This is a genomic window from Tundrisphaera macrotermitis, from assembly GCF_051175315.1.
Taxonomy (GTDB): Bacteria; Planctomycetota; Planctomycetia; order Isosphaerales; family Isosphaeraceae; genus Tundrisphaera.
Map to the genome: position 1 here is coordinate 5,524,616 of NZ_CP195100.1, position 26,131 is coordinate 5,550,746.

Annotated in this window: 19 protein-coding genes and 1 tRNA gene; 11 read left to right on the top strand and 9 right to left on the bottom strand. The window is 69.3% G+C overall.

The window, feature by feature from the left end:
- Positions 1 to 19 precede the first annotated feature (19 nt).
- From gatB to gatC, 3 genes are all read right to left on the bottom strand, one after another.
- Complete coding sequence (gene gatB, locus TA3x_RS22415; protein WP_435016901.1) at positions 20 to 1,495, bottom strand: Asp-tRNA(Asn)/Glu-tRNA(Gln) amidotransferase subunit GatB; 1,476 nt, start codon at positions 1,493 to 1,495, stop codon at positions 20 to 22.
- 79 nt (positions 1,496 to 1,574) lie between these two features.
- Complete coding sequence (gatA, locus tag TA3x_RS22420) at positions 1,575 to 3,068, bottom strand: Asp-tRNA(Asn)/Glu-tRNA(Gln) amidotransferase subunit GatA (RefSeq protein WP_435016902.1); 1,494 nt, start codon at positions 3,066 to 3,068, stop codon at positions 1,575 to 1,577.
- 61 nt (positions 3,069 to 3,129) lie between these two features.
- Entirely contained in the window at positions 3,130 to 3,411 is a 282-nt protein-coding gene (gene gatC / locus TA3x_RS22425; RefSeq protein ID WP_435016903.1) for an Asp-tRNA(Asn)/Glu-tRNA(Gln) amidotransferase subunit GatC, read from the bottom strand.
- Between the two features lie 215 nt (positions 3,412 to 3,626).
- Here gatC and TA3x_RS22430 point away from each other — a divergent pair, with 215 nt between their 5' ends.
- Both TA3x_RS22430 and TA3x_RS22435 read left to right on the top strand, forming a co-directional pair.
- Positions 3,627 to 4,913: a bifunctional UDP-N-acetylglucosamine diphosphorylase/glucosamine-1-phosphate N-acetyltransferase GlmU gene (locus TA3x_RS22430; protein ID WP_435016904.1), complete on the top strand. Its 1,287-nt coding sequence runs from the start codon at positions 3,627 to 3,629 to the stop codon at positions 4,911 to 4,913.
- Between the two features lie 86 nt (positions 4,914 to 4,999).
- Positions 5,000 to 5,500, top strand: coding sequence for a pyridoxamine 5'-phosphate oxidase family protein (locus TA3x_RS22435; protein ID WP_435016905.1), 501 nt, complete (start codon positions 5,000 to 5,002; stop codon positions 5,498 to 5,500).
- 76 nt (positions 5,501 to 5,576) lie between these two features.
- Here TA3x_RS22435 and TA3x_RS22440 read toward each other — a convergent pair whose 3' ends face one another.
- From TA3x_RS22440 to TA3x_RS22450, 3 genes are read right to left on the bottom strand one after another with little or no spacing between them, the layout of a single operon-like run.
- Positions 5,577 to 6,629 (bottom strand): S66 peptidase family protein, encoded by a 1,053-nt coding sequence (locus TA3x_RS22440; protein ID WP_435016906.1) that lies wholly within the window; start codon positions 6,627 to 6,629, stop codon positions 5,577 to 5,579.
- Between the two features lie 38 nt (positions 6,630 to 6,667).
- A complete protein-coding gene (locus TA3x_RS22445) occupies positions 6,668 to 7,333 on the bottom strand; it encodes a M15 family metallopeptidase (protein WP_435016907.1) in 666 nt (221 codons plus the stop codon).
- Positions 7,334 to 7,370: 37 nt separating this feature from the next.
- Positions 7,371 to 9,257, bottom strand: a complete 1,887-nt coding sequence (locus TA3x_RS22450) for a chloride channel protein (RefSeq protein WP_435016908.1) — start codon at positions 9,255 to 9,257, stop codon at positions 7,371 to 7,373.
- Between the two features lie 249 nt (positions 9,258 to 9,506).
- Here TA3x_RS22450 and TA3x_RS22455 point away from each other — a divergent pair, with 249 nt between their 5' ends.
- The 5 genes from TA3x_RS22455 to TA3x_RS22475 all read left to right on the top strand — a co-directional run bounded on the left by TA3x_RS22455 (position 9,507) and on the right by TA3x_RS22475 (position 18,093).
- Positions 9,507 to 11,615 carry a catalase gene (locus tag TA3x_RS22455; RefSeq protein ID WP_435016909.1) on the top strand — a complete coding sequence of 703 codons (2,109 nt, stop codon included), beginning with the start codon at positions 9,507 to 9,509 and terminating at the stop codon, positions 11,613 to 11,615.
- Between the two features lie 109 nt (positions 11,616 to 11,724).
- Entirely contained in the window at positions 11,725 to 12,189 is a 465-nt protein-coding gene (locus TA3x_RS22460) for a hypothetical protein (RefSeq protein ID WP_435016910.1), read from the top strand.
- A gap of 362 nt (positions 12,190 to 12,551) precedes the next feature.
- Positions 12,552 to 13,973, top strand: coding sequence for a hypothetical protein (locus TA3x_RS22465; protein ID WP_435016911.1), 1,422 nt, complete (start codon positions 12,552 to 12,554; stop codon positions 13,971 to 13,973).
- Positions 13,970 to 15,067 (top strand): SGNH/GDSL hydrolase family protein, encoded by a 1,098-nt coding sequence (locus TA3x_RS22470; protein WP_435016912.1) that lies wholly within the window; start codon positions 13,970 to 13,972, stop codon positions 15,065 to 15,067. Before TA3x_RS22465 ends, TA3x_RS22470 begins: the two co-directional genes overlap by 4 nt.
- A gap of 32 nt (positions 15,068 to 15,099) precedes the next feature.
- Positions 15,100 to 18,093: a PVC-type heme-binding CxxCH protein gene (locus TA3x_RS22475; RefSeq protein ID WP_435016913.1), complete on the top strand. Its 2,994-nt coding sequence runs from the start codon at positions 15,100 to 15,102 to the stop codon at positions 18,091 to 18,093.
- 77 nt (positions 18,094 to 18,170) lie between these two features.
- Here the strand turns inward: TA3x_RS22475 and TA3x_RS22480 are convergent, their stop codons facing one another.
- The 3 genes from TA3x_RS22480 to TA3x_RS22490 all read right to left on the bottom strand — a co-directional run bounded on the left by TA3x_RS22480 (position 18,171) and on the right by TA3x_RS22490 (position 22,457).
- A complete protein-coding gene (locus TA3x_RS22480) occupies positions 18,171 to 19,169 on the bottom strand; it encodes an SGNH/GDSL hydrolase family protein (RefSeq protein WP_435016914.1) in 999 nt (332 codons plus the stop codon).
- A gap of 226 nt (positions 19,170 to 19,395) precedes the next feature.
- Positions 19,396 to 22,125 carry a GH39 family glycosyl hydrolase gene (locus TA3x_RS22485; protein ID WP_435016915.1) on the bottom strand — a complete coding sequence of 910 codons (2,730 nt, stop codon included), beginning with the start codon at positions 22,123 to 22,125 and terminating at the stop codon, positions 19,396 to 19,398.
- Between the two features lie 245 nt (positions 22,126 to 22,370).
- Positions 22,371 to 22,457 (bottom strand) — tRNA-Ser (locus TA3x_RS22490).
- Between the two features lie 338 nt (positions 22,458 to 22,795).
- Here TA3x_RS22490 and aroF point away from each other — a divergent pair.
- The 4 genes from aroF (at position 22,796) to TA3x_RS22510 (ending at position 26,125) form a co-directional block, all read left to right on the top strand.
- Positions 22,796 to 23,833 carry a 3-deoxy-7-phosphoheptulonate synthase gene (gene aroF / locus TA3x_RS22495; protein ID WP_435016916.1) on the top strand — a complete coding sequence of 346 codons (1,038 nt, stop codon included), beginning with the start codon at positions 22,796 to 22,798 and terminating at the stop codon, positions 23,831 to 23,833.
- Positions 23,833 to 24,609: a triose-phosphate isomerase gene (gene tpiA, locus TA3x_RS22500; protein WP_435016917.1), complete on the top strand. Its 777-nt coding sequence runs from the start codon at positions 23,833 to 23,835 to the stop codon at positions 24,607 to 24,609. The genes aroF and tpiA overlap by 1 nt, the downstream gene beginning before the upstream one ends.
- Positions 24,610 to 24,685: 76 nt before the next feature.
- Positions 24,686 to 25,165, top strand: coding sequence for a preprotein translocase subunit SecG (secG, locus tag TA3x_RS22505; RefSeq protein WP_435016918.1), 480 nt, complete (start codon positions 24,686 to 24,688; stop codon positions 25,163 to 25,165).
- Between the two features lie 48 nt (positions 25,166 to 25,213).
- Positions 25,214 to 26,125: a YicC/YloC family endoribonuclease gene (locus tag TA3x_RS22510; RefSeq protein ID WP_435016919.1), complete on the top strand. Its 912-nt coding sequence runs from the start codon at positions 25,214 to 25,216 to the stop codon at positions 26,123 to 26,125.
- Positions 26,126 to 26,131 lie beyond the last annotated feature (6 nt).

The window sequence follows — 26,131 nt, forward strand, 5'->3', positions numbered from 1 at the left end:
TCGCTTCAAGGGGAATGGATTAGCCGGCCAGTGCCGCCAGCTTCTCGTCGAGCACGGCGCCGACCACGGTGGGGTCGGCCTTGCCGCCGGTCTGCTTCATGACCTGGCCGCGGAGGAAGCCCTTCACCGCCTCGGGCTTCTTCTTGCCCCCCTTCAGGTCCTCGATGGCCTTGGGGTTGGCGGCCAGGGCGGCGTCGACGGCCGCGGAGATGGCGTCTCGGTCGGACACCATCTTGTATCCGCCCGCCTCGATGATCGCGTCGATCGACTCGCCGGTCGCGATCATCTTGGCCAGGACTTCGCGCCCCTGGTTGGTGTTCAACTCCGACCGGCCGACGCGGTTGATCAGGTCGGCCAGTGCCTCGGGGCCGACCGGGAACTCGCCGATCGGGATCTTACGCTCCTTGACCTCGCGGAGGATGTCCTGCTGGACCCAGTTGCTCGCGAGCTTGAACGCGCCGGTGGCCCTGGCCACGGCGTCGTAATAATCGGCCACGTCCTGACCCTGCTCGACCAGCACGTTGGCGTCGTACTCGGAGAGGCCATACTCGGCGACGAACCGTTTGCGGCGGGCCGAGGGGAGTTCGCCGATCGAGGCCTTGATCCGGGCGATCCAGGCTTCATCGACGACGACCGGGACGAGGTCGGGCTCGGGGAAGTAGCGGTAGTCGGCGGCGGTTTCCTTCTCGCGCTGGGGCTTGGTCCGGCCTTCGGGGTCGCTCCAGCCCCGGGTCGCCTTGGGGGCATCCTTGATCGTGAGCCCGTCCTTCTTCCACTGCTCGTACTGGCGATCCGCCTCGTAGAACAGGGCCCGCTCCACCGATCGGAAGCTGTTGAGGTTCTTGATCTCGACGATCGGGGTGGCGATCGTCTTGCCGTCCCGCTCGATGTGGATGTTGACGTTGGCGTCGCAGCGGAGGCTCCCCTCCTGCATCTCGCAGTCGGAGACGCCGAGGTACTTGAGCGTGAGCCGCAACTCTTCCAGGCAGGCCCGCGCATCCTCCGGACGGCGGATGTCGGGCTCGGAGACGATCTCCATCAAGGGGATGCCGGCCCGGTTCAGGTCGACTTCCGAGAAGCCGCCCGCCCCGTGGGTCAGCTTGCCGGTGTCTTCTTCGAGGTGGACCCGCGTCAGCCGGCAGACTCCCCCGCCCGTCCCGTCCTTCTGGACCGGGATCTCCAGGCTCCCGCCCAGGCTGAACGGGAGGTCGTACTGGCTGATCTGGTAGTTCTTGGGCAGGTCGGGATAGTAGTAGTTCTTGCGGTCCCACTTGGTGAACGGCGCGATCTCGGCCCCCAGGGCGAGCGCCGTCTTGAGGGCCAGCTCGAACGCCTTGCCGTTCATGACCGGGAGCGTGCCGGGCAGGCCGAGCGAGACCGGGTCTATCTGCGTGTTGGGGGGCAGGCCGAACTCGGTCCCGCACGGCGAGAACATCTTGCTCTCGGTGGTGAGCTGCACGTGGACTTCGAGGCCGATGACGATCGTGTAATCCATGATGAGATCCAGGTCGGGCCGCGTCGGGAGGTCCGGCTCGCGAATAATGTTCGGTCGTCAGAGTTCGGACGGGGCCCGATCAGTCCAGGGCGGGCCGGCGGGCGTGCCAGTCCGTGGCCTTCTCGAAGACGCGGGCGGTGCGGAGGAGCGTGTCCTCAGCGAATGCCGGGGCCATGAGCTGGAGGCCGATCGGCAGGCCGGATTTCGTCAGGCCGCAGGGGATGCTCAGGCCGGGGATGCCGGCGAGATTCGTGGTGATCGTGTAGATGTCCGACAGGTACATCGCCAGCGGGTCGGCCGTCTTCTCGCCGAGCTTGAACGCGGCGGTCGGCGTGGTCGGGCCGATCAGGACGTCGACATTCTGGAAGGCGGCGTCGAAGTCGTTGCGGATCAGGCGGCGGACCTTGAGGGCCTGGTTGTAGTACTGGTCGGCGTAGCCGGCCGACAGGGCGAAGGTCCCGAGCATGATCCGCCGCTTGACCTCGGGGCCGAACCCCTCGGCGCGGCTGGCCATCATCATCCGGATCAAAGGCGGCAGCTTCTCCTCCTCGGGCGTGGTCGCGGAGAAGTCGGCCGCGCGGTGGCCGAAGATCGTCCCGTCGTAGCGGGCCAGGTTGCTCGAACACTCGGCCGGGGCCACCAGGTAATAGGCCGGGGCGCCGTACTTCGAGTGCGGGAGCGAGACCTCGGAGATGGTCGCGCCGGCGGCCTCGTAGACCCGGATCGCCTCGCGCACCGAGGCTTCGACCTCGGGGTCGAGCCCCTCGCCGAAGAACTCGCGGACCAGGCCGATCCGGAGCTTCTGGGGCGGGGTGTCGAGGGTCGCCGTGTAGTCGGGGACCGGGGCGTCGACGCTGGTGGCGTCGCGCGGGTCGCGGCCGGAGATGACCTTGAGCAGCAACGCCGCGTCGGCGAGGTCGTGCGAGAACGGGCCGATCTGGTCGAGCGAGCTGGCGAAGGCGATCAGGCCGTAGCGGCTGACCCGGCCGTAGGTCGGCTTCAGGCCGACGATCCCGCACAGGGCGGCCGGCTGGCGGATCGACCCGCCGGTGTCCGAGCCGAGCGAGATCGGGGCGAAGTCGGCGGCCACGGCCGCGGCGGATCCGCCCGACGACCCGCCGGGGATCCGGTCCAGGTCCCAGGGGTTCCGGGTCGGCCCGAAGGCGCTGTTCTCGGTGGACGAGCCCATGGCGAACTCGTCCATGTTCGTCTTGCCGATGGGGATCGCGTCGGCGGCGATCAGCTTCTCGATGACCGTCGCGTTGTAGGGCGGGCGGAAGTCGGCCAGCATCTTGCTGGCGCAGGTGGTCGGCTCGCCCCGCGTGCAGAGGACGTCCTTGATCGCGATCGGCACGCCGGCCAGCTCGCCCACCGGCTTGCCCTCGCGGCGGCGGGCGTCGACGTCGCGGGCCAGGGCCAGGGCCTTCTCGTCGTCGCGATGGAGGAAGGCGTGGACCTTCCCCTCCAGGCGTCCCGCGCGGTCGAGGTAGGCCCGGGTGACCTCCTCGGCGGTGATGGCACCCGCGTTCATCCTGGTGAGCAAATCGACGGCGGTCGAGCGGGTCGGGTCCATCAAATCCTCTATCGGAGCGAACCGGACGGGGGCGGTCAGGGATCGGCGTCGGGCGCCGGGATCAGTCCAGGACGGCGGGCACCAGGAAGCTCTCGCTGTTTCGCTTCGGGGCGTTGGCCAGGGCCTCATCGCGCGACAGCGACGGCCCCCGGACATCCTCGCGGAAGACGTTGCGGACCTCGACGCCGTGGGCCAGCGGCTCCACGTCGGCCGTGTCGAGTTCGCCGAGCTGGGCCACGAAGCCGACGATCGCGTTGAGCTGGTCGGTGAACCGGGGCAGTTCGTCCGGGGCGATCCGGAGTCGGGCCAGGATCGCCACCTTGGCCACTTCTTCGACGTTCAATGTCTCAACGCCCGGAGGCGTCCTCGTCTCGATTGCGGGCCCGGGTCGGCCGAGGTGCCGGTGCCGACAGTCTGCCAGATGGGCCGGGCGGATTCAAGGAGCGCGACGCAACCGGGTGCCGCGACCCGGCATTTGAGTTCGCGACCCCGTCCCCGTAGAATCGGACCCGATGCCGGGCGACGTCTTCTCCGTAGTGAGTGAAGGGCTTTTTCGACATGGGCGATGGCGAAGACGCGATGCAGGGTCCCGTGGCGATCATCCTGGCCGCCGGTCACGGCAAGCGGATGAAGTCGGAGACCGCGAAGGTCCTCCACGAGGTCTGCGGCCGGCCGATGATCCGCTATGTCGTCGAGGCGGCCCGGGGCGCGGGGGCGAAGCGGATCGTGGTCGTGGTGGGTTATGGCTCGGAGCAGGTCCGCGCCGCGCTGGCCGACGAGCCGAACATCCGGTTCGCCACCCAGGAAAGGCAGCTCGGCACCGGCGACGCGGTCAAGTCGTGCCGGTCCTTGCTGGTCGACTATCGCGGACCGGCCCTGGTGCTGGTCGGCGACGAGCCGCTGATCCGGCCCGAGCCCCTGGCCGACCTCCTGGCCCAGTATCACGCGGAGGGCGCCGCCTGCCTGCTGGGCACGGCCATCGTCCCCGACCCGACCGGGTTCGGCCGGATCCTCCGCGACGGCGCCGGCCGGTTCCTCCGGATCGTCGAGGAGCGCGATTGCAGCCCGGAGGAGCGGGCGATCCGCGAGATCAACCCGAGCTGCTACGTCTTCGACCTCCCCGGCCTCTGGGATGCGCTCGATAAGCTCGATACCGGCAACGCTCAGGGGGAATACTACCTGACCGACGCCCCCCGCTGGCTCGAAGAGATGGGCCGCCGCGTCCTGGCCCGGCCCTGCCTGGAGCCCGACGACATCCTGGGCATCAACACCCGCCAGCACCTGGCGCAGGCCCATGCCATCCTCCAGGCCCGGATCCAGGAACGGCTGATGGAGGACGGGGTCAGCATCGTCGACCCCCGGAACACCTACATCGACGGCCGCGCCACGGTGGGGCGGGACACGATCATCTTCCCGTTCTCCTCGATCACCGGGAACGTCCAGATCGGCGAGCGCTGCCGCATCGGGCCATTCGCCCACCTCCGCGACGGCTCCGTGCTGGCCGACGGGGTCGAGGTCGGTGCGTTCGTCGAGGTCAATCGGTCCCACCTGGAAGACGACGTCAAGGCGAGGCACCTGGCCTACCTGGGCGACACCCACGTCGGGCGATCCGCCAACGTCGGGGCCGGGGTGATCACGGCCAACTTCGACGGCCGGTCCAAGAGCCGCACCGTGGTCGGCGACGACGCATTCCTCGGCTCGGGCTCGATCCTGGTCGCACCCGTCACCGTCGGCGCCGGGGCGGTGGTCGGCGCCGGGGCGGTGGTCACCAAGAATCGCGACGTCCCGGCCGGCGGCACCGTGGTCGGGGTCCCGGCCCGGCCCCTCCCCGAGCGGTCGTCCTGACGACCGGGGGTGGCCGGTACGGATCTTGCGGACAAGTCCCGGAAATCGGCGACCGCCGACGAACCGAATCCGAGGACGCGACGATCATGAGCGAGCAGACCAACCACGACGAGGCCGTCAAGACGCTGGGCAAGCTGATTCAGAACATCGAGTTCGCGATGTTGACCACCGCCGAACCCGATGGCACCCTGCGCAGCCGGCCGATGGCGACCCGTCAGGACAACTTCGACGGCGTCCTCTGGTTCTTCACCAAGGCCGACACGCCGAAGGTGGACGAGGTCCAGAAGGACCACCACGTCAACGTCAGTTACTCGTCGCCCGAGAAGAATCAGTACGTCTCGGTCTCCGGCCTGGCGACCCTGGTCCATGACAAGGCGAAGGCCAAGGAACTGTGGACGCCCGCCTACCGGGCCTGGTTCCCCGACGGGCTCGACGATCCCAACCTGGCCTTGCTCCGGGTGGACGTGACCAAGGCCGAGTACTGGGATACCCCGTCGAGCGCGGTCGTCCATGTGGTCGGCTTCGTCAAGGCGATGGCCACCGGCACGCCCTACAAGCCGGGCGAACATGCCCGGGTCGAGCTTTGATGGGCTCGTAGGCCATCTCTGCTTTGCGAATCAGTCGAGGAGGGGATCGGCAGACCGATCCCCTCTTTCGTTGCGCTCAGGGGCCGAGCACCACCGGGTTTTCGAGGAACTGCAGGGCCGCCGCATCGGCGTCGATCTCGGCGAGGACGCCCTCGGGCATCGTGGCATTGAGCGGGTCGTGGCCGACCGGAAATCGCCAGATCACCGGGTATTTCGCCGCGCCGAAGGCATCGCGAAGGACGCGCTCCAGGTCGGCCGCCTCCTCGGGCTTGTCCGAGGTGAAGCTGCCCAGGACGACCCCCGCCACCCGGTCGAAGACCCCCGCCAGCCGCAACTGCGAGAGCATCCGATCGACCCGATAAGGGGCCTCGTGGACATCCTCCAGGAACAGGATGGCCCCTTCCGGTTCCAGGGCAAAAGGGGTCCCCAGTGTCGAGGCGACCAGCGACAGGTTGCCGCCGATCAGGCGACCCCGGGCCCTCCCCCCCACCAACCGGGCCGGCGGGGCGTCGGCCGGTAACGGCGAGAGGTAGCCGACCTCCCCCTTCGGATAGGCGTCGGCAAAGACGGCCCGGTGGAACGACCGGACGGAAAAGGCGTGCTCGGGCGTGTCCATCTTGAGCAGGCCCCGGGTCGGCATCGGGGCGTGGAAGCTGATGACCTTGGCCTTGCGGGCGATGGCCAGGTGGAGGGCGGTGATGTCCGAGTAGCCCGTGACGACCTTGGGGTCGGCCCGGAGGGCGGGGTAATCGATCCGATCCAGGATGCGGGTCAGCCCGTAGCCGCCCCGGACCGCGAAGATCCCACGGACCTGGGGGTCGCGGATCGCCGCGTTCATCTCGTCGGCCCGTTGGTCATCGGTCCCCGCCAGGTAGCCGGCCCTGCGGCCGATCCCCTCCGGGACCCGCACCTTGTACCCGGCCTGCTCCATGTGCTCGGCGAAGGACTTGATCAGCAGGACGTCCACCGGGCCGGCCGGCGCGACGAAGGCGATGGTGTCGCCCGGCTTGAGGGCATGGGGCTTGCGCCAGGCCGAGGCAGCCTCCTGGCCGGATGCGGGCGAAGCCGCCAACGCGATCGCCCACAGGACGGCGAGGCGCGACGGGCGAACGGGCCATGATCTGGGCATCGGGTCGACTCCACTCCTGCGGGGATCGGAAATCGGGGTCACTGGCCGCGGCGGGGCGCCTTCTCGAAGTGCTGGTAATCCTTGAGCGACGTCCATTGCCCGCCCCAGCTCCATCCCCGATCCAGGAATGCCTTCGTGACCGGGTGGTCGGCGGTCAGGGTGCCGGGGGCGGCCGGGTCGTACTTCGCTCCCGGCGGGAGGACCTTGATCCCTTTGACGTAGGGATTCAGGAAGGTGTTCACGTCCACGGCGCGGCCCAGGGCGTGGTTGGACAGGTTCGTCCCGCCGGTGATCGGCCGGTAGTTGAAGCCGGAGGTGTTGTCCGCCGCCATCATGGCGTCGTCATCCCACCGCCCCTTGACGCGGAATTTGGGATGCGACGCAGGGAGGACCGATCGGATCGGGAACTTGTGCTCCAGGGCGATCGCGAAGACCTCCGAGACATCCTTCGCCAGGTCGCGGTCGACCACGATCTGGCCCTGGTGGACCTTCTGGTCGAAGCCCCAGTAGCGGACCGTCACGATCGACTGGCGGTCGCGGAGATCCTGCGGGCAATTCGGATCGAGGCCGTCGAAGATCTCGGCCTCGGTCATCTTGCTATCGATGATCGGGTCGTCGATCGTCCCGGCCGGATCGGCGCCGGGGGAGGAGGCCGTCATCGAGGCGAGTGCCAGGATCAAGGCGGTGGCGAGGCGGGGACGCATGGGTCCGGGTCTCCGGTGGGGTGTGAGGAAGGGAGTTTCAGGGGGAGGTCGCGGGCGGGGGGGAGCGGAGGGCGTCGACCTGGTCGGAGTAGGCGGCCACCAGCGACTTGCGGCTCAGGAGGCCGAGGAGTTGGCCGCGGTCGTCGCGGGCCACCACCGGGATCTCTTCCAGGTTGAGGTCGGTGAGCCGTTTCAGGGCGGTGTGGAGGTCATCCTCGGGGGTGACCGAGACGACGGGGCGATGGGCGAGGTCGTCGGCCAGGACGAGCGGGGCCCAGTCCGACCCGGCCAGGGCCAGCCGGATGTCGGCCAGCGAGAACACGCCGGTCAAACGTCCGTCCCGATCGACGACCAGGAACAGGGATTCGGCCGAGCGGGCCGCCCTGCGGACGATCTCGGCGCAGGGGGTGGACGCGTCGACCCGTTCGAGCCCCTCGACGCGGATCGGCAGCTGATCGACGCGGAGCCGTTCCAGGACGTCCACCACGAAGTCGCCCCGGTGCGCCGGGCTGTCCACCGGGCTGGCGACCTGCTCCTCGTAGATCGTCCACCGGCGCGACAGACCCATGTTCAGGCCGCACACCAGCATCAACGGCACCAGCAGGCTGTAGTTCCCCGCCATCTCGCAGACCATCACGATCGAGGTCAGCGGCGTCTTGGACACGCCCGCGAAGAACCCGCCCATGCCGACCAGCGCGAAGGCCGCGGGGTGGAGATCCGGGCCGGGCAAGAAGTCGTTGTAGAGCTGGCCCACCGCCCCGCCGAGCATCCCGCCGATGAACATCGACGGGCCGAAGACCCCGCCGCTCCCCCCCGAGCTGATCGTCAGACCGGTCGTCACGGTCTTGAGCAGGGCCAGCGTCAGCAGCAGTCCGACGCCCATGTGCGGGGTGAAGATCGATTCCCCCGGCAGGGCCAGGCTCGGGGGCATCCCGATGGCCCCCCACTGCACCCAACCGTAACCGCCCGTCATGACCTGCGGGAACACCAGCGCCACCAGCCCGACCAGAAACCCGCCGATCGCCGGCTTGACGTGCCGGGGCAGCGGGATGGGCTTGAAGACATAATCGCGCATCCCGTAGAACACCCGGACGTAGACCCAGCCCATCCCGGCGCAGGCCACGGCCAGACCGGCGAACATCGGCAGCTCGCCGAACCCGCGGAACGAGAGGGCCGGCACGATGAAGATCGGAGCCGGGGTGATGAACAGGGCGAACGTCGTGTAGGCGATGATCGAGGCGGTCAGGCACGGCATCAGCGCCGCCGACTCGATGGCGGTCGTGGCGTAGATCACCTCGACGGCGAACAACGCCCCGCCCAAAGGGGCCCGGAAGATCGCACCCACCCCCCCGGCCGCCCCGGCCAGGGTCAGCAATCGAGCCTCGTTCGGCGAGAGGCGGAGCAGTCGCCCCAGGAATGAGCCGAAGCCGGCCCCGATCTGGGCGATCGGCCCCTCCTGCCCCGCCGACCCGCCGGTGCCGATGGTGATGACCGAGGCGATCCCCTTGATGAGTGGGACCCGGCCCCGGATCTTGCCGCCCCCGCGGTGGAAGGCCCGGATCAGGGCGTCCGTCCCGTGCCCCTCGGCCTCCGGCGCCCAGGTGAAGACCAGCAGGCCGGAGATCAGGCCGCCCAGCGTGGGCAGCAGCAGCACCGCCCACCACGGCCAGGGATCGGAGATCGGGTGGGCCGTGCCCTCGCCGGTCGGCGGGATCTGGAGATGCATCATGCCCTTCAGGACATGCTCGAACATCAGTTCCAGCAGCCTGAGGAACGCCACCGCGCCCAGCCCGGCGATCATCCCGACCGCCGGGCTGCAGATGGCCACCCGCCCGGCGCCGGGAGTCGCCCACCGCGCCAGCATTCGTCCGAACATCAGCCCGATGGCCCGGGGGACGCGGCCCCTCTCGGCGGAATCCCCCATCAAATCTCCCATCGAACGGCGATCGAGACCGGCGATCTCCCCTCGGGCCCGCCCCCCGCCCTCGGGCCGAGATTGGGCCTGGCCCGATGCACACGATAAGGGGTTTCCGCCGGCGGGACAACACCCGGGGATCGCGGGATCGCGATTCAGTAAGGTATGGATCCTGCTTCGGCGCGTCGTTTGCCGGTTGAAATCGGCTTCCACAGATCTACGCCTGAACCTCCGCTCACCCGGGAGAAGGTACGCGACATGGCCCATCCGAACGAGGAACAGAGCAATCCCGTGCACGCCGGGGATGCGCAGACGGTGGTCGGGGGCGGGGGCGAGACCCATCAGCAGGCCGGCGGCGACCGCCCGGTCATGACCACCCAGCAAGGGATCCCGGTCGCCGACGACCAGAACTCCCTGAAGGCGGGGGCGCGGGGCCCGACCCTCCTGGAAGACTTCCACTTCCGGGAGAAGATGTTCCACTTCGACCACGAACGCATCCCCGAGCGGGTCGTCCACGCGCGCGGGTTCGGGGCGCACGGCTACTTCGAAACCTACGCGCCGATCCCGGAATTGACCCGGGCCGACCTGTTCCAGCGCAAGGGGGAGAAGACGCCGGTCTTCGTCCGGTTCTCGACCGTGGCCGGCAGCAAGGGCTCGCCCGACCTCGCCCGCGACGTCCGGGGCTTCGCCGTCAAGTTCTACACCAAGCAGGGGAACTGGGACCTCGTCGGCAACAACATCCCTGTCTTCTTCATCCAGGACGCGATGAAGTTCCCCGACGTCGTCCACGCCGCCAAGCCGGAGCCGGACCGGGGCTTCCCCCAGGCGCAGACCGCCCACGATAACTTCTGGGACTTCATCTCGCTGACGCCCGAGAGCATGCACATGATCATGTGGATCATGTCCGACCGCACGCTCCCCCGGTCGTTCCGCTTCATGGAAGGATTCGGCGTCCATACGTTCCGGTTCGTCAACGCCGAGGGCAAGTCGACGTTCGTGAAGTTCCACTGGAAGCCCAAGCAGGGCTTGCAGTCGGTCGTCTGGAACGAAGCGGTCAAGATCAACGGGGCCGACCCGGACTTCCACCGCCGCGACCTCTGGGCCGCGATCGAGGCGGGCGACTATCCCGAGTGGGAACTGGGCGTCCAGGCCTTCGACGAGGCGTTCGCCGAGAAGTTCGAGTTCGACGTCCTCGACGCCACCAAGCTCATCCCCGAGGAGCAGGTGCCGATCAAGCCAATCGGCCGGATGGTCCTCGACCGCCGGGTCGACAACTTCTTCGCCGAGACCGAGCAGGTCGCCTTCTGCACCAGCAACGTCGTCCCGGGCATCGACTTTACCGACGACCCCCTGCTCCAGGGCCGGAACTTCTCGTACCTGGACACCCAGCTCAAGCGGCTCGGCGGCCCGAACTTCACCCACATCCCGATCAATGCCCCGAAGTGCCCGTTCGCGCACTTCCAGCAGGATGGCCACATGGCCATGCACAACCCGAAGGGCCGGGTGAACTACGAGCCCAACTCCTGGACCAACGGCGGGCCGCGCGAATCCCCGACCGTCGGCTATCAGTCCTACCCCGAACCCGTGCAGGGGCCGAAGATCCGGGCCCGCCCGGAGAGCTTCGCCGACCACTACAGCCAGGCCCGCCAGTTCTACGTGAGCCAGACCCCCCTGGAGCAGGCCCACATCGCAAACGCCCTGACCTTCGAGTTGAGCAAGGTCCAGACCCCGGCGATCCGCTCGCACATGGTCGGCCATCTGCTGAACATCGACAAGGCGCTGGCCGAGACGGTGGCCAAGGGGCTCCGCCTCAAGGAGATGCCCGCCCCGGTCAAGGCCGCGAAGCCGACCCGGACCGACCTCCCCGCCTCGGACAAGTTGAGCATCCTCAAGAATGGGCCGAAGTCGTTCGCCGGCCGTAAGGTCGGGGCGCTCGTCACCGACGGCGTCGATGCCAACATCCTCGCCGCGTTGGCCAAGGCCCTGAAGGCCGAGGGGGCGATGCTCGCGCTGGTCGCGCCCGAGGTGGGCGGCGTCAAGGATTCGGCCGGTGCCTGGCACGATGCCGACGAGAAGCTCGAAGGCGGCCCGTCGGTCCTGTTCGATGCCGTCGCGATCCTCCCGTCCGGGGACGGGGCGAAGCTTCTGACCACCCTGCCCGCCGCCCGCGACTTCGTGGCCGACGCCGCGGCGCATCGCAAGTTCATCGGGTACGCCGCGACCTCGGCGCCCCTCTTCGAGAAGGCGGGCGTCGCCGGGGCCCTCGACGAGGGATTCATCCCCCTGAACGCCCCCGCCGATTGCACCAACTTCGTCGCGGCCTGCCGCATGCTCCGCTTCTGGGATCGCGCCGCCGCCGAGCGTTGAGGACGACCGGGCCGGAGGGCGACGGGCCGCCCGCCCCTCCGGCCGCAGCCCCTGGATCGACGCGATCGACGCTCGCCGTGCCGCCCACGGCCTAACCGAAGGACCCACCATGAGCACCATCCGCCGAAGGACCCTCCTCTCCGCCCTGGGAGTGTCGCTCCCCTTCGGCTTGACCGCAGCGCGGGCGGGAGCCACCGGGTCGCCGACCCGGGCCGACCTGACCCTCCGCTTCCGTCCGTTCGAAGAGGCCGTGCGGTCGGCCTTCGCGGACTGGTCGCCGGGGGCGTCCGACGGGCCCGACGAGTCGGCCCTGCCCTTCCGACGCGTCGAGGTCGGCGACTCGGACCGCGTCCGCGCCGGCCTTCAGGGCTGCCACAATGATCGGCCGTTCGCCGGCTTCCCCGCGGGCAACCTCCGCGTGATCCGGTCGGGGTCCGCCCCCGGCCCGAGCGTGAACGGGGTCAGGCTCTACGTCTCGACGGTCGATATCGCCGTCGTCCCCGGGCCGATCCCGGGCCGGCCGGCCCGGCCCCTCGACTTCGCCACGCTCCCGCCCGCCCCGACCATCGCCTGAAATCCGCCTCGCCGATGGGCCCTCGCATGCCGGGCGGCTTGCGAGGTCCCGAAAATTTCATGGACCAAATCTCATCTCATGGTTTCAAGTAGTTGTCTGTGCTACGGGATGAGCTAAGACGTCCATCCCTGGCGGTTCGAGATGAGCGGCGCATGCCCTCGGCGATGCGATGAGGGCGGGACGGCCGCCGTGGCCCCGAAATAATCCGACGAGCATCGGCGATTTTCCTTGAGCGACCGGCCGGACGGTGGCTACCCTGTCCGGGCCTGCCAATTGGTGTCGCCCCGCCGACGAATCAGCCCGTCGTAGCCCCTCCCGCCGACGACGCGGCCCGATCGCACTCGAATCGGAGTCCACTCGGAATGCGTACCGCCTGGACGCTCACGGTCGCCTGGTTCCTGGCCGGAATGGCCGCCGAGGCCGGGGATCTCCGGATCGGCCGGGCCGCCGTGGAGATCTCGCCGGCCCCGGGCACGCCGATGCTCGGCGCGCAGAGGGCCCCCGGCGGCAAGCTGGGGAGCGAGGAGCCGCTCGACCCGATCCGGGTCAAGGCCGTGGTCATGGATCAGGGCGGGCGGCGGGCCGCGCTGGTGGTCTGCGACCTGACCAGCATCCCCCTGGCGATGATCGTCGAGGCCCGCCGCCTGATCGGCGAGTCCACCGGGATCGCCCCGGAATCGGTCATGATCTCGGCGACCCACTGCCACACCGTCCCGCAGATCCGGGCCCGCCTGCTCGGTTCCCTCGACGAGCCGACCCGCGGCAAGGCCCTGGCCTACATCGCCGCGCTGCCGTCCCGGATGGCCGAGGCGGTCCGACTGGCGGAGGCCGACCTCCGTCCCGCATCGGCCCTGGCGGGGCTGGGTCACGAGCCATCGGTCAGCTTCAACCGCCGATTCTACCTCAAGGATGGGACGGTCAAGACCAACCCGTTCAAGGATGATGACTCCAAGATGGACCAGGTCCTCCGGCCCACCGGACCGATCGACCCCGGGGTCGGCGTCGTCGAGTTCCGGGCCGCCGACGGAGGCCGTCCCCTGGCCACCCTGGTCAACTTCGCGATCCACCTGGATACGGTGGGCGGCTCGCGCCCCTCGGCCGACTTCCCGGCCGCCCTGGACTCGACCTTGCGGGCGTCCCTGGGGGCGGAGATGCTGACAATCTTCGCCACCGGGGCGGCGGGCAACATCAATCATTATGACCTGCTGAACCCGGCCGGGCCGCGACGCCTGAAGGGGCCCGAGGAAGCCGCCCGGATCGGCGGCAAGCTCGCCGCCGAGGTGCTGCGGACGCGGCCCCAACTCACCGGGGTGGTCGACGCCCCCCTGGGGATGGCTCGCGAACTGGTCGAGATCGACTACCATCCCGACAAGGCCCGCAGGCTCCGCGAGCAGATCGGCTCCAAGCCCCGCCACTTCGACGGGGAGGTCGAGGTCCGCAACGAGCCGGGACGCACCTTCTTCCTGGCCGAGGTCCAGGCCATCACCTTGGGGGATGAGCTGGCCTGGGTCGGCTTCCCGGGCGAGATGTTCGCGGAATTCGGCCTGGCCTTGAAGGATGCCTCCCCCTTCCGATACACGATGATTCACGAGCTGGCCAACGGCTCGATCGGTTACGTCCCCAATCTCCGGGCCTGCCCGGAAGGGGGCTATGAGGCCGAGGCTACCCGATGCGCACCGGGGTCGGGGGAGCGGATGGTCGACGCGGCCACGCGGCTCCTGATCCGGCTCAAGTCGCAGGCCCGGCCGAAGTCGGATCGCATCCAGGAGAGCCCCCGTCCATGAAAGCTTCGCCGCTCCTCGCCCTGTGCTGCGCCGCCCTGCTCCTGGCCCCCGGACGATCCGGCGCCGACGAGATCACCTGGACCGACGCCCTCGCCCTGCGGGTGGAGGGCCGGGGCTGGTCCGATCTCAAGTCCCCGTATGATCGCCTGCCCGCGCGGGCCGAGGGAGTCGTCCGGCCCGAGGTCTGGAACCTGTCCCGCCACGCGACGGGCCTGAACGTCGGGTTCGTGACCGACGCCACGGCGATCTCGGTGCGCTGGACTCTCACCTCCTCGCGGATCGCCATGAACCACATGCCCGCCACCGGGGTCAGCGGCGTCGACCTCTATGTGCGCCGGGATGGCCGCTGGCACTTCCTGGCGGTCGGGCGGCTGGAGGAGAAGGTCGAGAACGAGCTGCGGATTGTCCAGGGATTGCCCGCGGGCGAGGCCGAGTATCGGCTCAACCTGCCGCTCTACAATGGGGTCAAAAAGGTCGAGATCGGCGTGCCCTCCAGGGCCTCGATCCGCCCGTCCGCCGGCCCGGCGCCCGGGGTCAAGCCGATCGTCATCTACGGGACATCGATCACCCAGGGGGGCTGCGCGTCCCGCCCCGGCATGGCGTATCCGGCCATCCTGGCGCGGCGGCTCGATCGCCCGGTCATCAACCTCGGTTTTTCGGGGAACGGCAAGGCGGAGCCGGAGCTGGCCCAACTCGTGGCCGAACTCGACCCCGCCGTGTTCGTCCTGGATTGCCTGCCGAATCTTTCGGTCGAGCAGGTGGGCGAGCGTGTGCCGGGCTTCATCCAGGCCCTCCGCGACAAGCATCCCGAGACGCCGATCCTGCTGGTCGAGAACATCGTCTACACCGACGCCGACTCGGTCGCATCGCGGGCCGAGAAGGTCCGGGGGGCGAACGCGAGCCTCGGGAAGATTTATCGGGATCGCGTCGCGCAGGGGGATCGCCGGATCTCGCTCCTCCCGGCGGCCGACCTGATCGGCGGCGACGGCGAGGGGACCGTGGACGGGACGCACCCCACCGACCTCGGCTTCGCCCGCATGGCCGACGCCTTCGAGCCCGCCCTCCGCAAGATCCTCGCGACCCCGGCCCCTTGACCTCCCGCCCCCTGCCATCCGTGAGCATCACCATGGAACGAGCCCGGCATTTCTCTTTGATGGTCATCGCGGCCGGCTGGCTGTTCGCTGGTTCGCCGGGCCAGGCCCAGGCACCCCCGCCCATCAGCCCTCCCCGATCGCCCCAGGAAGCACTCGCCGCGTTCCGGGTCGACCCCGGCCTCCGGGTGGAGCTGGTGGCGGCCGAGCCCGAGATCCAGAGCCCCGTGGCGATGGCCTTCGACGAGCAGGGCCGGCTCTGGGTGGTGGAGATGCTCGACTACCCGCTCGGCCCGAAGCCCGGGGCACCCCCCGAAGGGCGGATCAAGATCCTCACCGACCGCGACGGGGATGGCCGTTACGAGACCTCGACCCTGTTCGCTGATCACCTCCTGTTCGCCAATGGCCTCCAGCCCTGGAAGGGCGGGGCGATCGTGACGGCCGCCACCGAGATCGTCGAGTTGCCGGACGGCGACCGCGACGGCCGGGCCGACGGGCCGAAGCCCCTGTTCACCGGGTTCTCGACGCAGAACTCGCAGCTCCTCGTCGCCTTCCCGACGCTCGGGCAGGACGGCCTGATCTATGTGGCCAACGGCCTCCGCAGCGGCCAGATCAAGCGGGCGGCCCAGGGGGAGATGAAGCCGATCAACATCAGCGGGATGGATTTCCGCTTCGACCCGAACGGCCCCCTCTGCGAGGCGGTCGCGGGGATGGGCCAGTTCGGCCTGACCTTCGACGACTGGGGGCGGCGGTTCGTCTGCGACAATCGCCACCATCTCCGCCATGTGGTCCTGCCCAACCGGGCGTTGGGCCGGAACCCCAACCTGGCCGTCCGGCAGGTCGTCCGCGACATCTCGGAGATCGATGACCCCGAGGCGAAGGTGGGGGCCCGGCTCTATCCCCTGAGCCAGAACTGGACCACGTCGTCGCAGCACGTGGGCCGGTTCACGGCGGCCTGCGGCGTGTTCGTCTACCGGGGCGGCCTCCTCCCCGAGCCCTACCGCGACGCGGCCTTCACCTGCGACCCGACCGGCAACCTCGTCCACATGGAGGTCCTCCGGCCCGACGGGGCGTCGTTCCGCTCCAAGCCGGCGCGGGACGGCGTGGAGTTCCTGGCCTCGCCCGACGACTGGTTCCGCCCGGTCGCCCTGAGCCACGGCCCCGACGGCGCCCTCTACGTCGTCGACATGGGCCGGGCCGTGATCGAGCACCCCGAATGGATGCCCCCGGAACTCCAGAAGCGTCCCGACCTGATCCAGGGCAAGGAACGCGGCCGGATCTGGCGGATCGTGCCCGAGAAGGCCGAGGCCCGGACCCCGGCCCCCTCTTTGGCCAACGCTCCGACCGCCAACCTCGTCCCTCTGCTCGGTCACTCCAACGCCTGGCACCGGACCACCGCCCACCGCCTGATCCTGGAGCGCAATGAGCCGGCCGCCATTGCCCTGCTGAGGGCGGTCCTGGATGCGGCGGAATCGGCTCCCATCGCCCGCCATCTCGCCGCCCAGTTGCTGGCCAACCGGGGCGAACTCGACGAGCCCCGGCTCCTGGCCCTGCTCCGGTCCCCGTCCTCGGGGGTCCGTGAGAACGCGGTGCAACTGGCCGAGCCCCGGCTCCCGCAGTCCGAGGCCCTCCGGGATCGGCTCGTGGCGATGGCCGGAGACCCCGACGCCCGCGTGCGGTTCGAGGTGGCCCTGGCGCTGGGCGCCTGGGACGACCGCCGCACGGTCGAGCCGCTGGCGAAGATCGCCCTGTCCGGCGTCGACGATCCCTGGACCCGGATCGCCGTGGCCTCATCGCTCGCGGATCGGGCCGGGCTGGCGATCGCCGCGATCTGCCGGGGGGAGTCGGCCTCGCCGGGCGGCCTCCAGATGATCCGCGAACTCGCCACCCTGGTCGGTGCGCGTCGCGACCCGGACGAGGTCCTCACCGCCCTGGAAACCCTCACCCGGGACCGCGTCCCGAACCGGGAACGCTTCGGCCTGCTCGGGCTGGCCGAGGGGATGAGCCGGAGGGGGATACGCCTCGACGCCTTCCTGAAGTCCCGGCCCGCCGACGGGCGCGAGGCCGAGCGGGCGGCTCGCCTGAACGAACCCATCGCCGCGGCCTTCGCCCGCGCCGCCGCCGACATCGAGCGTCCCGACCTCGACGAATCCACCCGCCTCGGTGCGATCCGCCTCCTGGGGCAGGCGCCCTGGGAGCAGGCCGGGCCGACCCTGGGCCGCGTCCTCAAGGAATCGCCCGAGCGTGAGGTGCGCCTGGAGGCCGCGCGGGCCCTGGAGGGCCAGGTCGGCCCCGAGGTGGGCCGGGCCCTGATGGCCGCATGGCCGTCGGCGACCCCGGCGCTGCGGGGGTCGATCCTCGCGGCGATGCTCCGCCGCCCCGAGCGGGCCGCCACCCTGCTCGACTCGATCGAGGCCCGCGACCTGTCGCCCGGGGACCTGGACCCGGCCTCGTCTCGGCAACTCACCGAGCACGCCGTCCCGGAGATCCGCAACCGGGCCCGGGTCCTCCTGCGTGGCAACCTCCCCGAGGAGCGGAAGGAGGCCCTGGCCCGCTACCAGGCCGCCGTGGACATGCCCGGCGACAAGAAGCGGGGCCGCGAGGTTTTCCGCAAGAATTGCACCTCCTGCCACCGCGTCGACGACATCGGGGTCGCCGTCGGCCCGGACATCGGCGATACCCGGACCAAGACCCGGGCCATGCTCCTCAATGACATCCTGAACCCGAACGCCGCCATCGATGGGGGCTCGATCAACTATTCGGTCAGCCTCCGCGACGGGCGGGTCCTCACCGGCCTGATCGCCTCGGAGTCGGCCGCGAGCCTGACCCTGATCCGCGCCGAGGGGCAGACCGACATCGTGCTTCGTCAGGATGCCGAGGAGATCCGCTCCACCGGCGTGTCGCTCATGCCCGAGGGGCTCGAACGCAACTTCTCCGTCCAGGAGATGGCCGACTTGCTCACCTTCCTCAAGGACTGGCGCTACGTCGACCAGACCCCGGTCGGGAGGGGCGACCGGCCCGGGAATTGACGCCTGTCCGAGTGGTGATGGGGGTGGCCGATGGATCGCGATCCCTGCGGGGCGATCCATCGGCCCGCCTCGATCGATCAGAGCTTCCGGATCTCGAAGCGCCAGGCCGTCCGTCCGACGCGGTCGATCCCCCGGCCCTCCCAGATCTCGGCGGCCAGCCCTGACCACGGGGCTTCATGGCCCGAATCGAGGAGCAGGCTGTTCAGGTTGACCCCGGCGGCGAGGGCCCAGGCCGGGGCCACGCCGATCGGATCGCCCTCGCAACGGATGAGGTAATCCCCATCGGGCAGGCCGTCGATCCCCAGGAGATACCGGGACCGGGACTCCAGGGGGACGCACCCTCGGGGCGGCAGTGGGCCGGGCGGGAGGATCGGCAGGATCGCGTCGCAGCGGGTGAAGGCCAGCCCATCCTCGGACGCCTCGACATCCCGGACCTGGCAGGAAACCTCGGCCGTCAACCGCCCCTCGGCCGTCAACCGGGCCTCGCTCCGGGCGGGTGGCAGGCCGAGCCGATCGAAGAAAAAGAAACCCCACGCGACGTAGGCCGGGTCGGTCAGGTGGATGTCATCCCTGAGGATCGAGAAGGTCGGGTTCATCCGCTGCCCGTAGGTCTGCAGGACGTAGCTCGACCAGTGGATGTCGATCACCGGGAGGGCACGCCCCCGCCCCGCCTTGAGCATGGCCTCGGCATACAGCGTCCGCTGGGCGGCCGAGACCACGCCCGACTTCCGGACGTCGGCCGCCTGGGGCGTGACCAGGATGACCCGCGCCCCGGCCGCGCGGGCCTTGTCCACGCAGCGGTTCATGTTGTCGAGGAACTTGGGGATCCCCTTCCGGCCGGCCGCGGCATCATTCCCGCCATAATTGAAGACCACCAGCGACGGGCGGAACTCCCCGATCCATCCGTCCAGATGCTCCAACCCGGTGGCGAAGGTGCCGCCCCCGGTCGTGCACCTCTGGAATTCGAGCGAAAGCCGGGGCTGGCGGGTCCGCAGCAGGAACTCGGCCGTCCGCGTCCAGATCCCGATGCGGGTCGATGAACTCCCGACCCAGGCGATCCGATCGCCGTCCCTCACCAGTGGGCTCGCCGGCCGGCGAGCGGGGACCTGTGCGACCGCTTCGCCGCACGCGAGGGAAGCGAGGAGGAAATAGAGCCACATCGGCCGGCGAGGGCTGCGGGAGGCCATCGTCGTACTCATCGGGATTCGTGATCGGGGTCGGTGCGGAGGGGTCCCTCGTTTGTAGCGAAGTCCCGCGCCACGAAACAGGGGAACCCTCCCGAAATCCCGCGTCGGGGACGTCTCAAGGGCGATCGCGTGGCTTTTCCCCAATGATCAGGAAGTTGACACCATTGCCGCCCACTCGCACCTTCAATTGAAGCAATCCCCCATCGCCGATTTGATGGGTGGATTCGGCGGTCGGCCGCAACTCGGAGAGCGAACGGAGCCGCTCCACGTCATCCGCTCTCAGGGGGGCGTCGGCCATCATGGCGGCGAGGGCGTTTCCCCCCTCGGCCTTGAGGCCCTCGTCCGCGAGCCGCCCGACCCGCGCCATCAACGGGCCGACCGCCGCATGCGCCGAGGGGCCGAGCTTGCCCAGGGCCTGGAACGCCTCGCGCAGGACCGCGGGATCATCCGCGCCGAGCTTCTTGACCAGCGCATCGATCGTCGCCGGGTCCGCCTGGGTGGACTCGCGTCGGGACCGGATGGCCCTGGCCTCCTGGTAGTAGGAGTTGTGCGACCGGTCGAACCGAAATTCGCGGACGGACGCGGTCGGCCCGGCCAGACCGGCAAGGTCCAGCGCAACCTCGAACTCGGCATCGGAGCGGGACTGGGTATCCTGCCCGTGGTGGGCATAGAGGACGACCCGCGTCGTGTCGCCCTCCCGCGAGGCGAATCCGCTGACGACCTGGCCGCCGATGACCTGCTCGGGCAAGGCCCAGAATCGGTCGGAGAGGTCGGAGAGGAGGCCGAAGGCGTGGAAGATCGGCATCGGGATCGTGACGTCCCGGTCCGCCTTGCCGTCGCCGTCGTCGTCGGCGTGGAGGATCCTGGTCACGGCATTCAGCCCGCCCAGGTCCTGATTCGGGGGCCAGACGGTCAGGATCGACTCTCCGAACCGGAATCGGGGATCCTCGGCCGCCTTGCGGAGCTGGCGACGGACCACGTCGACGCACCAGGTCGGGAAGAACCCGTTGCCCAGGTAGCTGTCCGCGGCCGCCTCGTCGGGCGGGGGCAACCAGTCCGGGCAGTTCTCGTGGGAGTTCACCCACAGGTCGCGATAGAACTCGGGATCGACGGCCAGCGCCATCTCCTTGGCCCGGATCAGCTTGGCCGCCATCCCCGCCGAGCCGTTGTAGGCGTGGATCGACACGAAGTCGCACGGGCTCCCCTTCCCCCCGTGGGCCTTGCACAACGCCTCGACGCGGCGGGATCGCTTGCCGTCCAGCCTCGCGTCGGCGTAGGCCGCATTCAGGGGCAGCGCCCCGGGGGCCTTGGCCCGGGGCGAGCAATGGGCCAGGAACTCGTTCAGCTTGAGGTGCGTACCGAAGATCCCGCCGAGTTCCAGGCCGCCAATGAAGACCCGGTCGGAATCGTAGCCCCGATCCTCGAAGGCCCGGAGGATCCCATCCACCGCGTAGTCGTAGAACCGCTGGAGTTCGTCCCAGTCGGCCCTCCAGAACAGGGGGCCGAGGTCGGGCTCGTTGAAGATGCTCCAGGTGAACGCGAGCGATTCCTCGCCGTAGCGATCGATCACGTGACCGGCGATCTCGCGGGCCACCTCGTGCCATTCGGCGAGATCCTTGGCGGTCGTCCAGGATCGCCCGTCGCGCGCGAGGTCGCCGGGCGCATCGGCGAAGTTCGGGAGCAGTCGTCGCCCGTAGCGGCGATGGGCCAGGTCCCACTCCTTGTCGAGCCGCCCCCAGTAATAGCAGGGCGTCCCGTGCGGTCGGAGCTTTCGCAGGTAGCATCCACCCCGCGCGAACAGGCCGGGCTTGTCCGGGTCCTCGACGGTCGGCAGCGGGGCCTCGTAGTCCAATTTCCACCCGCCCGGTGGGGCCTTGATCGGCGTGACACGGACGCTGCGGCCCCTGTCGTCGACGGCGATCACCCGGGCCGTCGCGTCGGCGATGCCGTCGGCGATCAGGACCTCGTCGCCCGGATGATAGTCGCCCGAGATCGGCCGCCCCGGCTCGATGCCGTATTGGTGGCCGCCGAAGACATCCTCGACGCGCAGGACCGTCTCCCCCTCCGCCGTCTCGATGGCCGCGATCCGGCGCGTCTCGCGCTCGCGGACGATGTTGGGCAGTTCGAACCCGAGCAGGCCGGGCGGCCGGAAGTCGGTCCCGGTCATCCAGAAATCCCTTTGATAGGACCAGGCGCGGGGATGGGCCTTGCGTGCCTCCGCCATCAACTCGTAGGTCGGCCCAAAGTTCTTGGCGGTCGTGCAGAAGGCGATGTTGCCGAAGCCGGTGAAGAAGCCCCCCTGCCAACGGATCGGGTCCGAACTCAAATCGAGCTGGAAGGCGACCGGATGGAGGCGCGGGGCCTCTTCGGTGGTGAACGTCCACGATCGCAGCGGATCGGCCAGCACCGCTCCCGACCGTGACCGGGCGGAGGCCGAGGCCGTATAGGCGGTTAACGGCTCCAGGGCGATCCCCGTCTCGATGTAGACCGCCACCGCGGCCTCACCCTGGAGGTTGGAGGTCGGTCGGATCCAGCCCGACGCCCCGCCGACGAATCGGCTGCCCTCCCGGAGTAGCTCGCGAACCGGGCCTCGGCCGTCGCCCAGCACGACGGCGATGGACCCGGGATCGACGGCATCTGCCGCCTTCGGGTCCGTCGCGAGTTCCAGGTAGAGGCTCGTCTTCAGCGGGACATGGATGGCCCCTCGCGCCGGGCGGGGCGACCCGTGGGGATCGGGGGCCTTCTCGACGATCTTGATCCCCGGCCCGGCGGCCGCAGGGCACGCCTGGCCCATCAATCCGAACGCGAGCAGGGCCGGGAACCCCCGGCCAGTCCAGGATGCCATGATGACCGCCCCCCGCCATTCGATCGCGGATCACGACCCGATGCCCGGTGGAGTCGGGCCCCTCAACGGATCATGCCCGCATCGAACCCGGTCATCAAGGAGTCGATCCCGGAGTCGCCCCACGAATCGTCGCGGCTTGGGCGTCCGGCAGGGCCCCACAACGAAGTTCGAGGTCCACCATGCAAGAAGCCCGGATCACAACCTCCCGAAGGAGATGCGATCCGGGCTTGCATGCAGGAAAACAGCGGAGAGGGCGGGATTCGAACCCGCGGTACCTGTGACAGTACACGGCATTTCCAGTGCCGCACCTTCGGCCTCTCGGTCACCTCTCCGGCTGGGGCTAACGATAAAGATTCGAGCGCTTTGGGTCAAGACCATCGGCGACGATCGGCGAATGAATGCCGTGATCGTCGATCGAATCGTTTTGCTCGCCGCCTGGACAGGATACAGCGCCGGACCGGGATTTGGCAACCTCGCCCATGGCCGACGACACCGGGCCAGTGGATGTCTCCGGTCCCGGTGGCCATAAGTTTGCCGAGGGCACTTCGCGCCGTTTCCGGATCTCGTTATAATCCCGGATTCACTTTGGAGACGACGTCCGTCCCAGGTCCATCGGACCGGCGAAGGCGGCCGGGATCGTTTTCTGCTCGGCGGGGTCTCGAGGACGACGATGATCATCGTGTTGAAGCCGAATCCGACGCAAGATCAGGTCGATCGGGTCGTGAAGCGAATCGGAGAGTTGGGGTTCCAGGCGCACCTGAGCCAGGGCGTCGCGCGGACGATCATCGGCGTCATCGGCGATGAGAGCAAGCTCCAGGCCGAGCCCCTGTTGGCCATCGAAGGGGTCGAGCAGGTCGTGCCGATCCTCAAGCCGTTCAAGCTGGCCAGCCGCGAATTCCACCCCGAAGACTCGATCTTCGACATCAAGGGGGTCCGGGTCGGCGGCGGCCACCTGATGATGATCGCCGGGCCCTGCGCCATCGAGAGCGAAGAACGGCTGGTCGAGATCGCCGGGATGGTCAAGGAGGCCGGGGCCAACGTCCTTCGCGGCGGGGCGTTCAAGCCCCGGACCAGCCCGTATAGCTTCCAGGGGATGGGCGAGGACGGGCTCAAGATCCTCCAGGCGACCGGGGAGCGATTCTCCATGCCGGTCGTCACCGAGGTGATGGACCCGCGCCAGCTCGACCTCGTGGTGAAGTACACCGACATCATCCAGGTCGGCGCCCGGAACATGCAGAACTTCGATCTCCTCAAGGAGATCGGCCGGACCCGGACGCCGGTCCTGCTCAAGCGCGGGATGTCGGCCACGGTCCGCGACCTGCTCATGTCCGCCGAATACATCCTGGCCCAGGGCAACAGCAAGGTCATCCTCTGCGAGCGCGGGGTGCGCTCCTTCGAGGATTCGACCCGCAACATGCTCGACCTCTCCATCGTCCCGAACCTGAAGGGCCAGAGCCACCTGCCGATCATCGTTGACCCCAGCCACGCCACCGGCCGGCCCGACCTGATCCCGGCGATGGCCCGCGCCAGCCTGGCGGCCGGCGCCGACGGGGTCCACATCGAGGTCCATTCCTGCCCGGAAAAGGCCCTGTCGGACGGACCGCAGGCCCTGCTGCCCCCGCAGTATGCCAAGTTGATGACCGAGTTGCGTGGCCTGGCCGACCTGATGGGCCGCACGATCGATGCCTGCGAAGGGGTGCCCGCCTGATGCGTCCGATCTTCATCGCCGGTAACTGGAAGATGAACCCCGGCACCGCCGAGGCCGCCGTGAAGCTGGCCGAGGCGGTCAAGGCCGGCGTCGGCTCGTCGGTCGACGTCCGCGTGGCCGTCTGCCCGCCGGCCCCGTTCCTGCACCAGGTGGATTCCGCCCTGGCCGGCTCGCCGATCGGGCTCGGCGGCCAGAACATGAGCGCCAAGGCCGAGGGGGCCTACACCGGCGAAGTCTCGGCGGCGATGCTTCTGGACGCCGGGTGCACCCACGTGATCCTGGGCCACAGCGAGCGCCGCCACGGCATGGGCGAGACCGATGCCCAGGTCAACGCCAAGCTCGTCGCGGCCCTGGCCTCACCGCTGACCCCGATCGTCTGCATCGGCGAGACGCGGGAAGAGCGTGAGGCGGGCCGGACCGAGGAGGTCGTCGCGGCGCAACTCGACGGGTCCCTGGCGGGGATCGAGGCCGATCAGGCCGGCCGGGTCGTGCTGGCCTACGAGCCGGTGTGGGCCATCGGCACCGGGTTGACGGCCACCCCGGAGCAGGCGCAGGCGGTCCACGCGTTCATCCGGGGTTGGCTCAAGGACCGGTTCGGCGAGGCGATCGCCAACCGCGTCACCGTCCAGTACGGCGGGAGCGTCAAGGCCGACAACGCCCAGGAACTCCTCTCCTGCCCCGACATCGACGGCGCCCTCGTCGGCGGTGCCAGCCTGAAGGCCGACGATTTCGTCGGCATCATCCGGGCCGGCCAAGCGGTCATGAACGCGAATTGAATCACCGGAGACTCGCCCCGCTCGGGCGGCGATGTCCTCTCGGATTCGACGGTACGAATCCACGACCATAAGGACCATGACCGTGCTGTTCTTCCAGTATCTGCTCGACACCTTGCTGGTGCTGACCTCGCTGTTCCTGATCTGCCTGATCCTGATCCAGCGCGGCAAGGGGGGCGGGCTCGCCGGCGCGTTCGGCGGGGCGGGCGGTTCCAGCGCGTTCGGGACCAAGGCGGGGGACGTCTTCACCCGGATCACGATGATCACCGCGGGGATCTGGATCTCCCTGAGCATGCTGCTGGTGGTCCTCTCCAACCAGCGGACCTCGGCCTTCATCCCGGCCTCGGGCACCGAGACCAAGTCGCCGTTCACGCCTTCCAAGGACGGCGCCGCCAAGACCGAAGGTGCCACCGACAAGGCGGCGAGCCTCGAACCGGCCCCGGCCAACGCCCCGGCGGCGGCCGCCCCGGCCGCCCCGCCCGTGGCGCCGATCTCCAGCCAGGGCCCTTCCGCCCCGATCCCCGTCACGCCCTTGCCGACGACCCCGGCCCCGAAGTAAGCCCAAGTCCCATCCCGTCGGCTTCCCCTCTCCCGAGGCATCCCTCCGTTGCTGTTGAGCATGACCGGTTTCGGCGAGGCTCGGCTCCAGGACGACCACTGGTCGGTCGGGGTCGAGGTACGGTCGGTGAATAATCGTCACCTCAAGTTGAACGCGAAGATCAGCGAGCCTTATGGATCGCTGGAACCCGAACTGGAACGGCTGGTCCGCGAGTCGGTCCGACGCGGCACGGTGCAGCTGTCCCTCCGGGTGGAACGGCCGAGGCGGCCCGAGGATTACCGCCTGAATCTGGTTGCCTTGAAAAGCTACCGATCCCAGCTGGCGGAGTTCCTCGGGCCGAATCCGCCGACCGGGGCGACGGGCCCGGGCTCCGACCATCCCTCGGTCGACCTGGCGGCCTTGCTGGGACTGCCCGGGGTGGTCGAGGAGCGGAAGCCCGCGATCGCCGACCCGCGCGAGGACTGGCCCAGGCTGGCGGGGGCCGTGAGCGAGGCGATCGCCAAGCTCCAGCAGTCGAGGGCCGAGGAAGGGCGGGCGATGGCCGACGAGCTTCTGTCGCTCGGCCGGGCCGCCGCCGCCCAGCTCGACCGGATCGCCGAGCGCGCCCCCGAGGTCGTGGTCGCCTACGAGCGCCGGCTGACCGAGCGGGTCCAGGCCCTGATCCAGAATCAGGGGGTCGTGGTCGAGCCCAAGGACCTGATCCGGGAAGTGGCCATCTTCGCCGAACGGGCCGACATCGCCGAGGAAATCACGCGGCTACGGGCCCACTTCGCCCAGTTCGTCGAGGTGATCGGCGAGCCCGAATCGGCCGGTCGCAAGCTGGAATTCGTGGTCCAGGAGATGGGCCGGGAGACCAACACGATCGGATCGAAGGCCAACGACCTGGAGATCAGCCGCGGGGTGGTCGAGATCAAGGGCTTGCTGGAGAAGATCCGCGAGCTGATCCAGAATGTGGAGTGACACTGG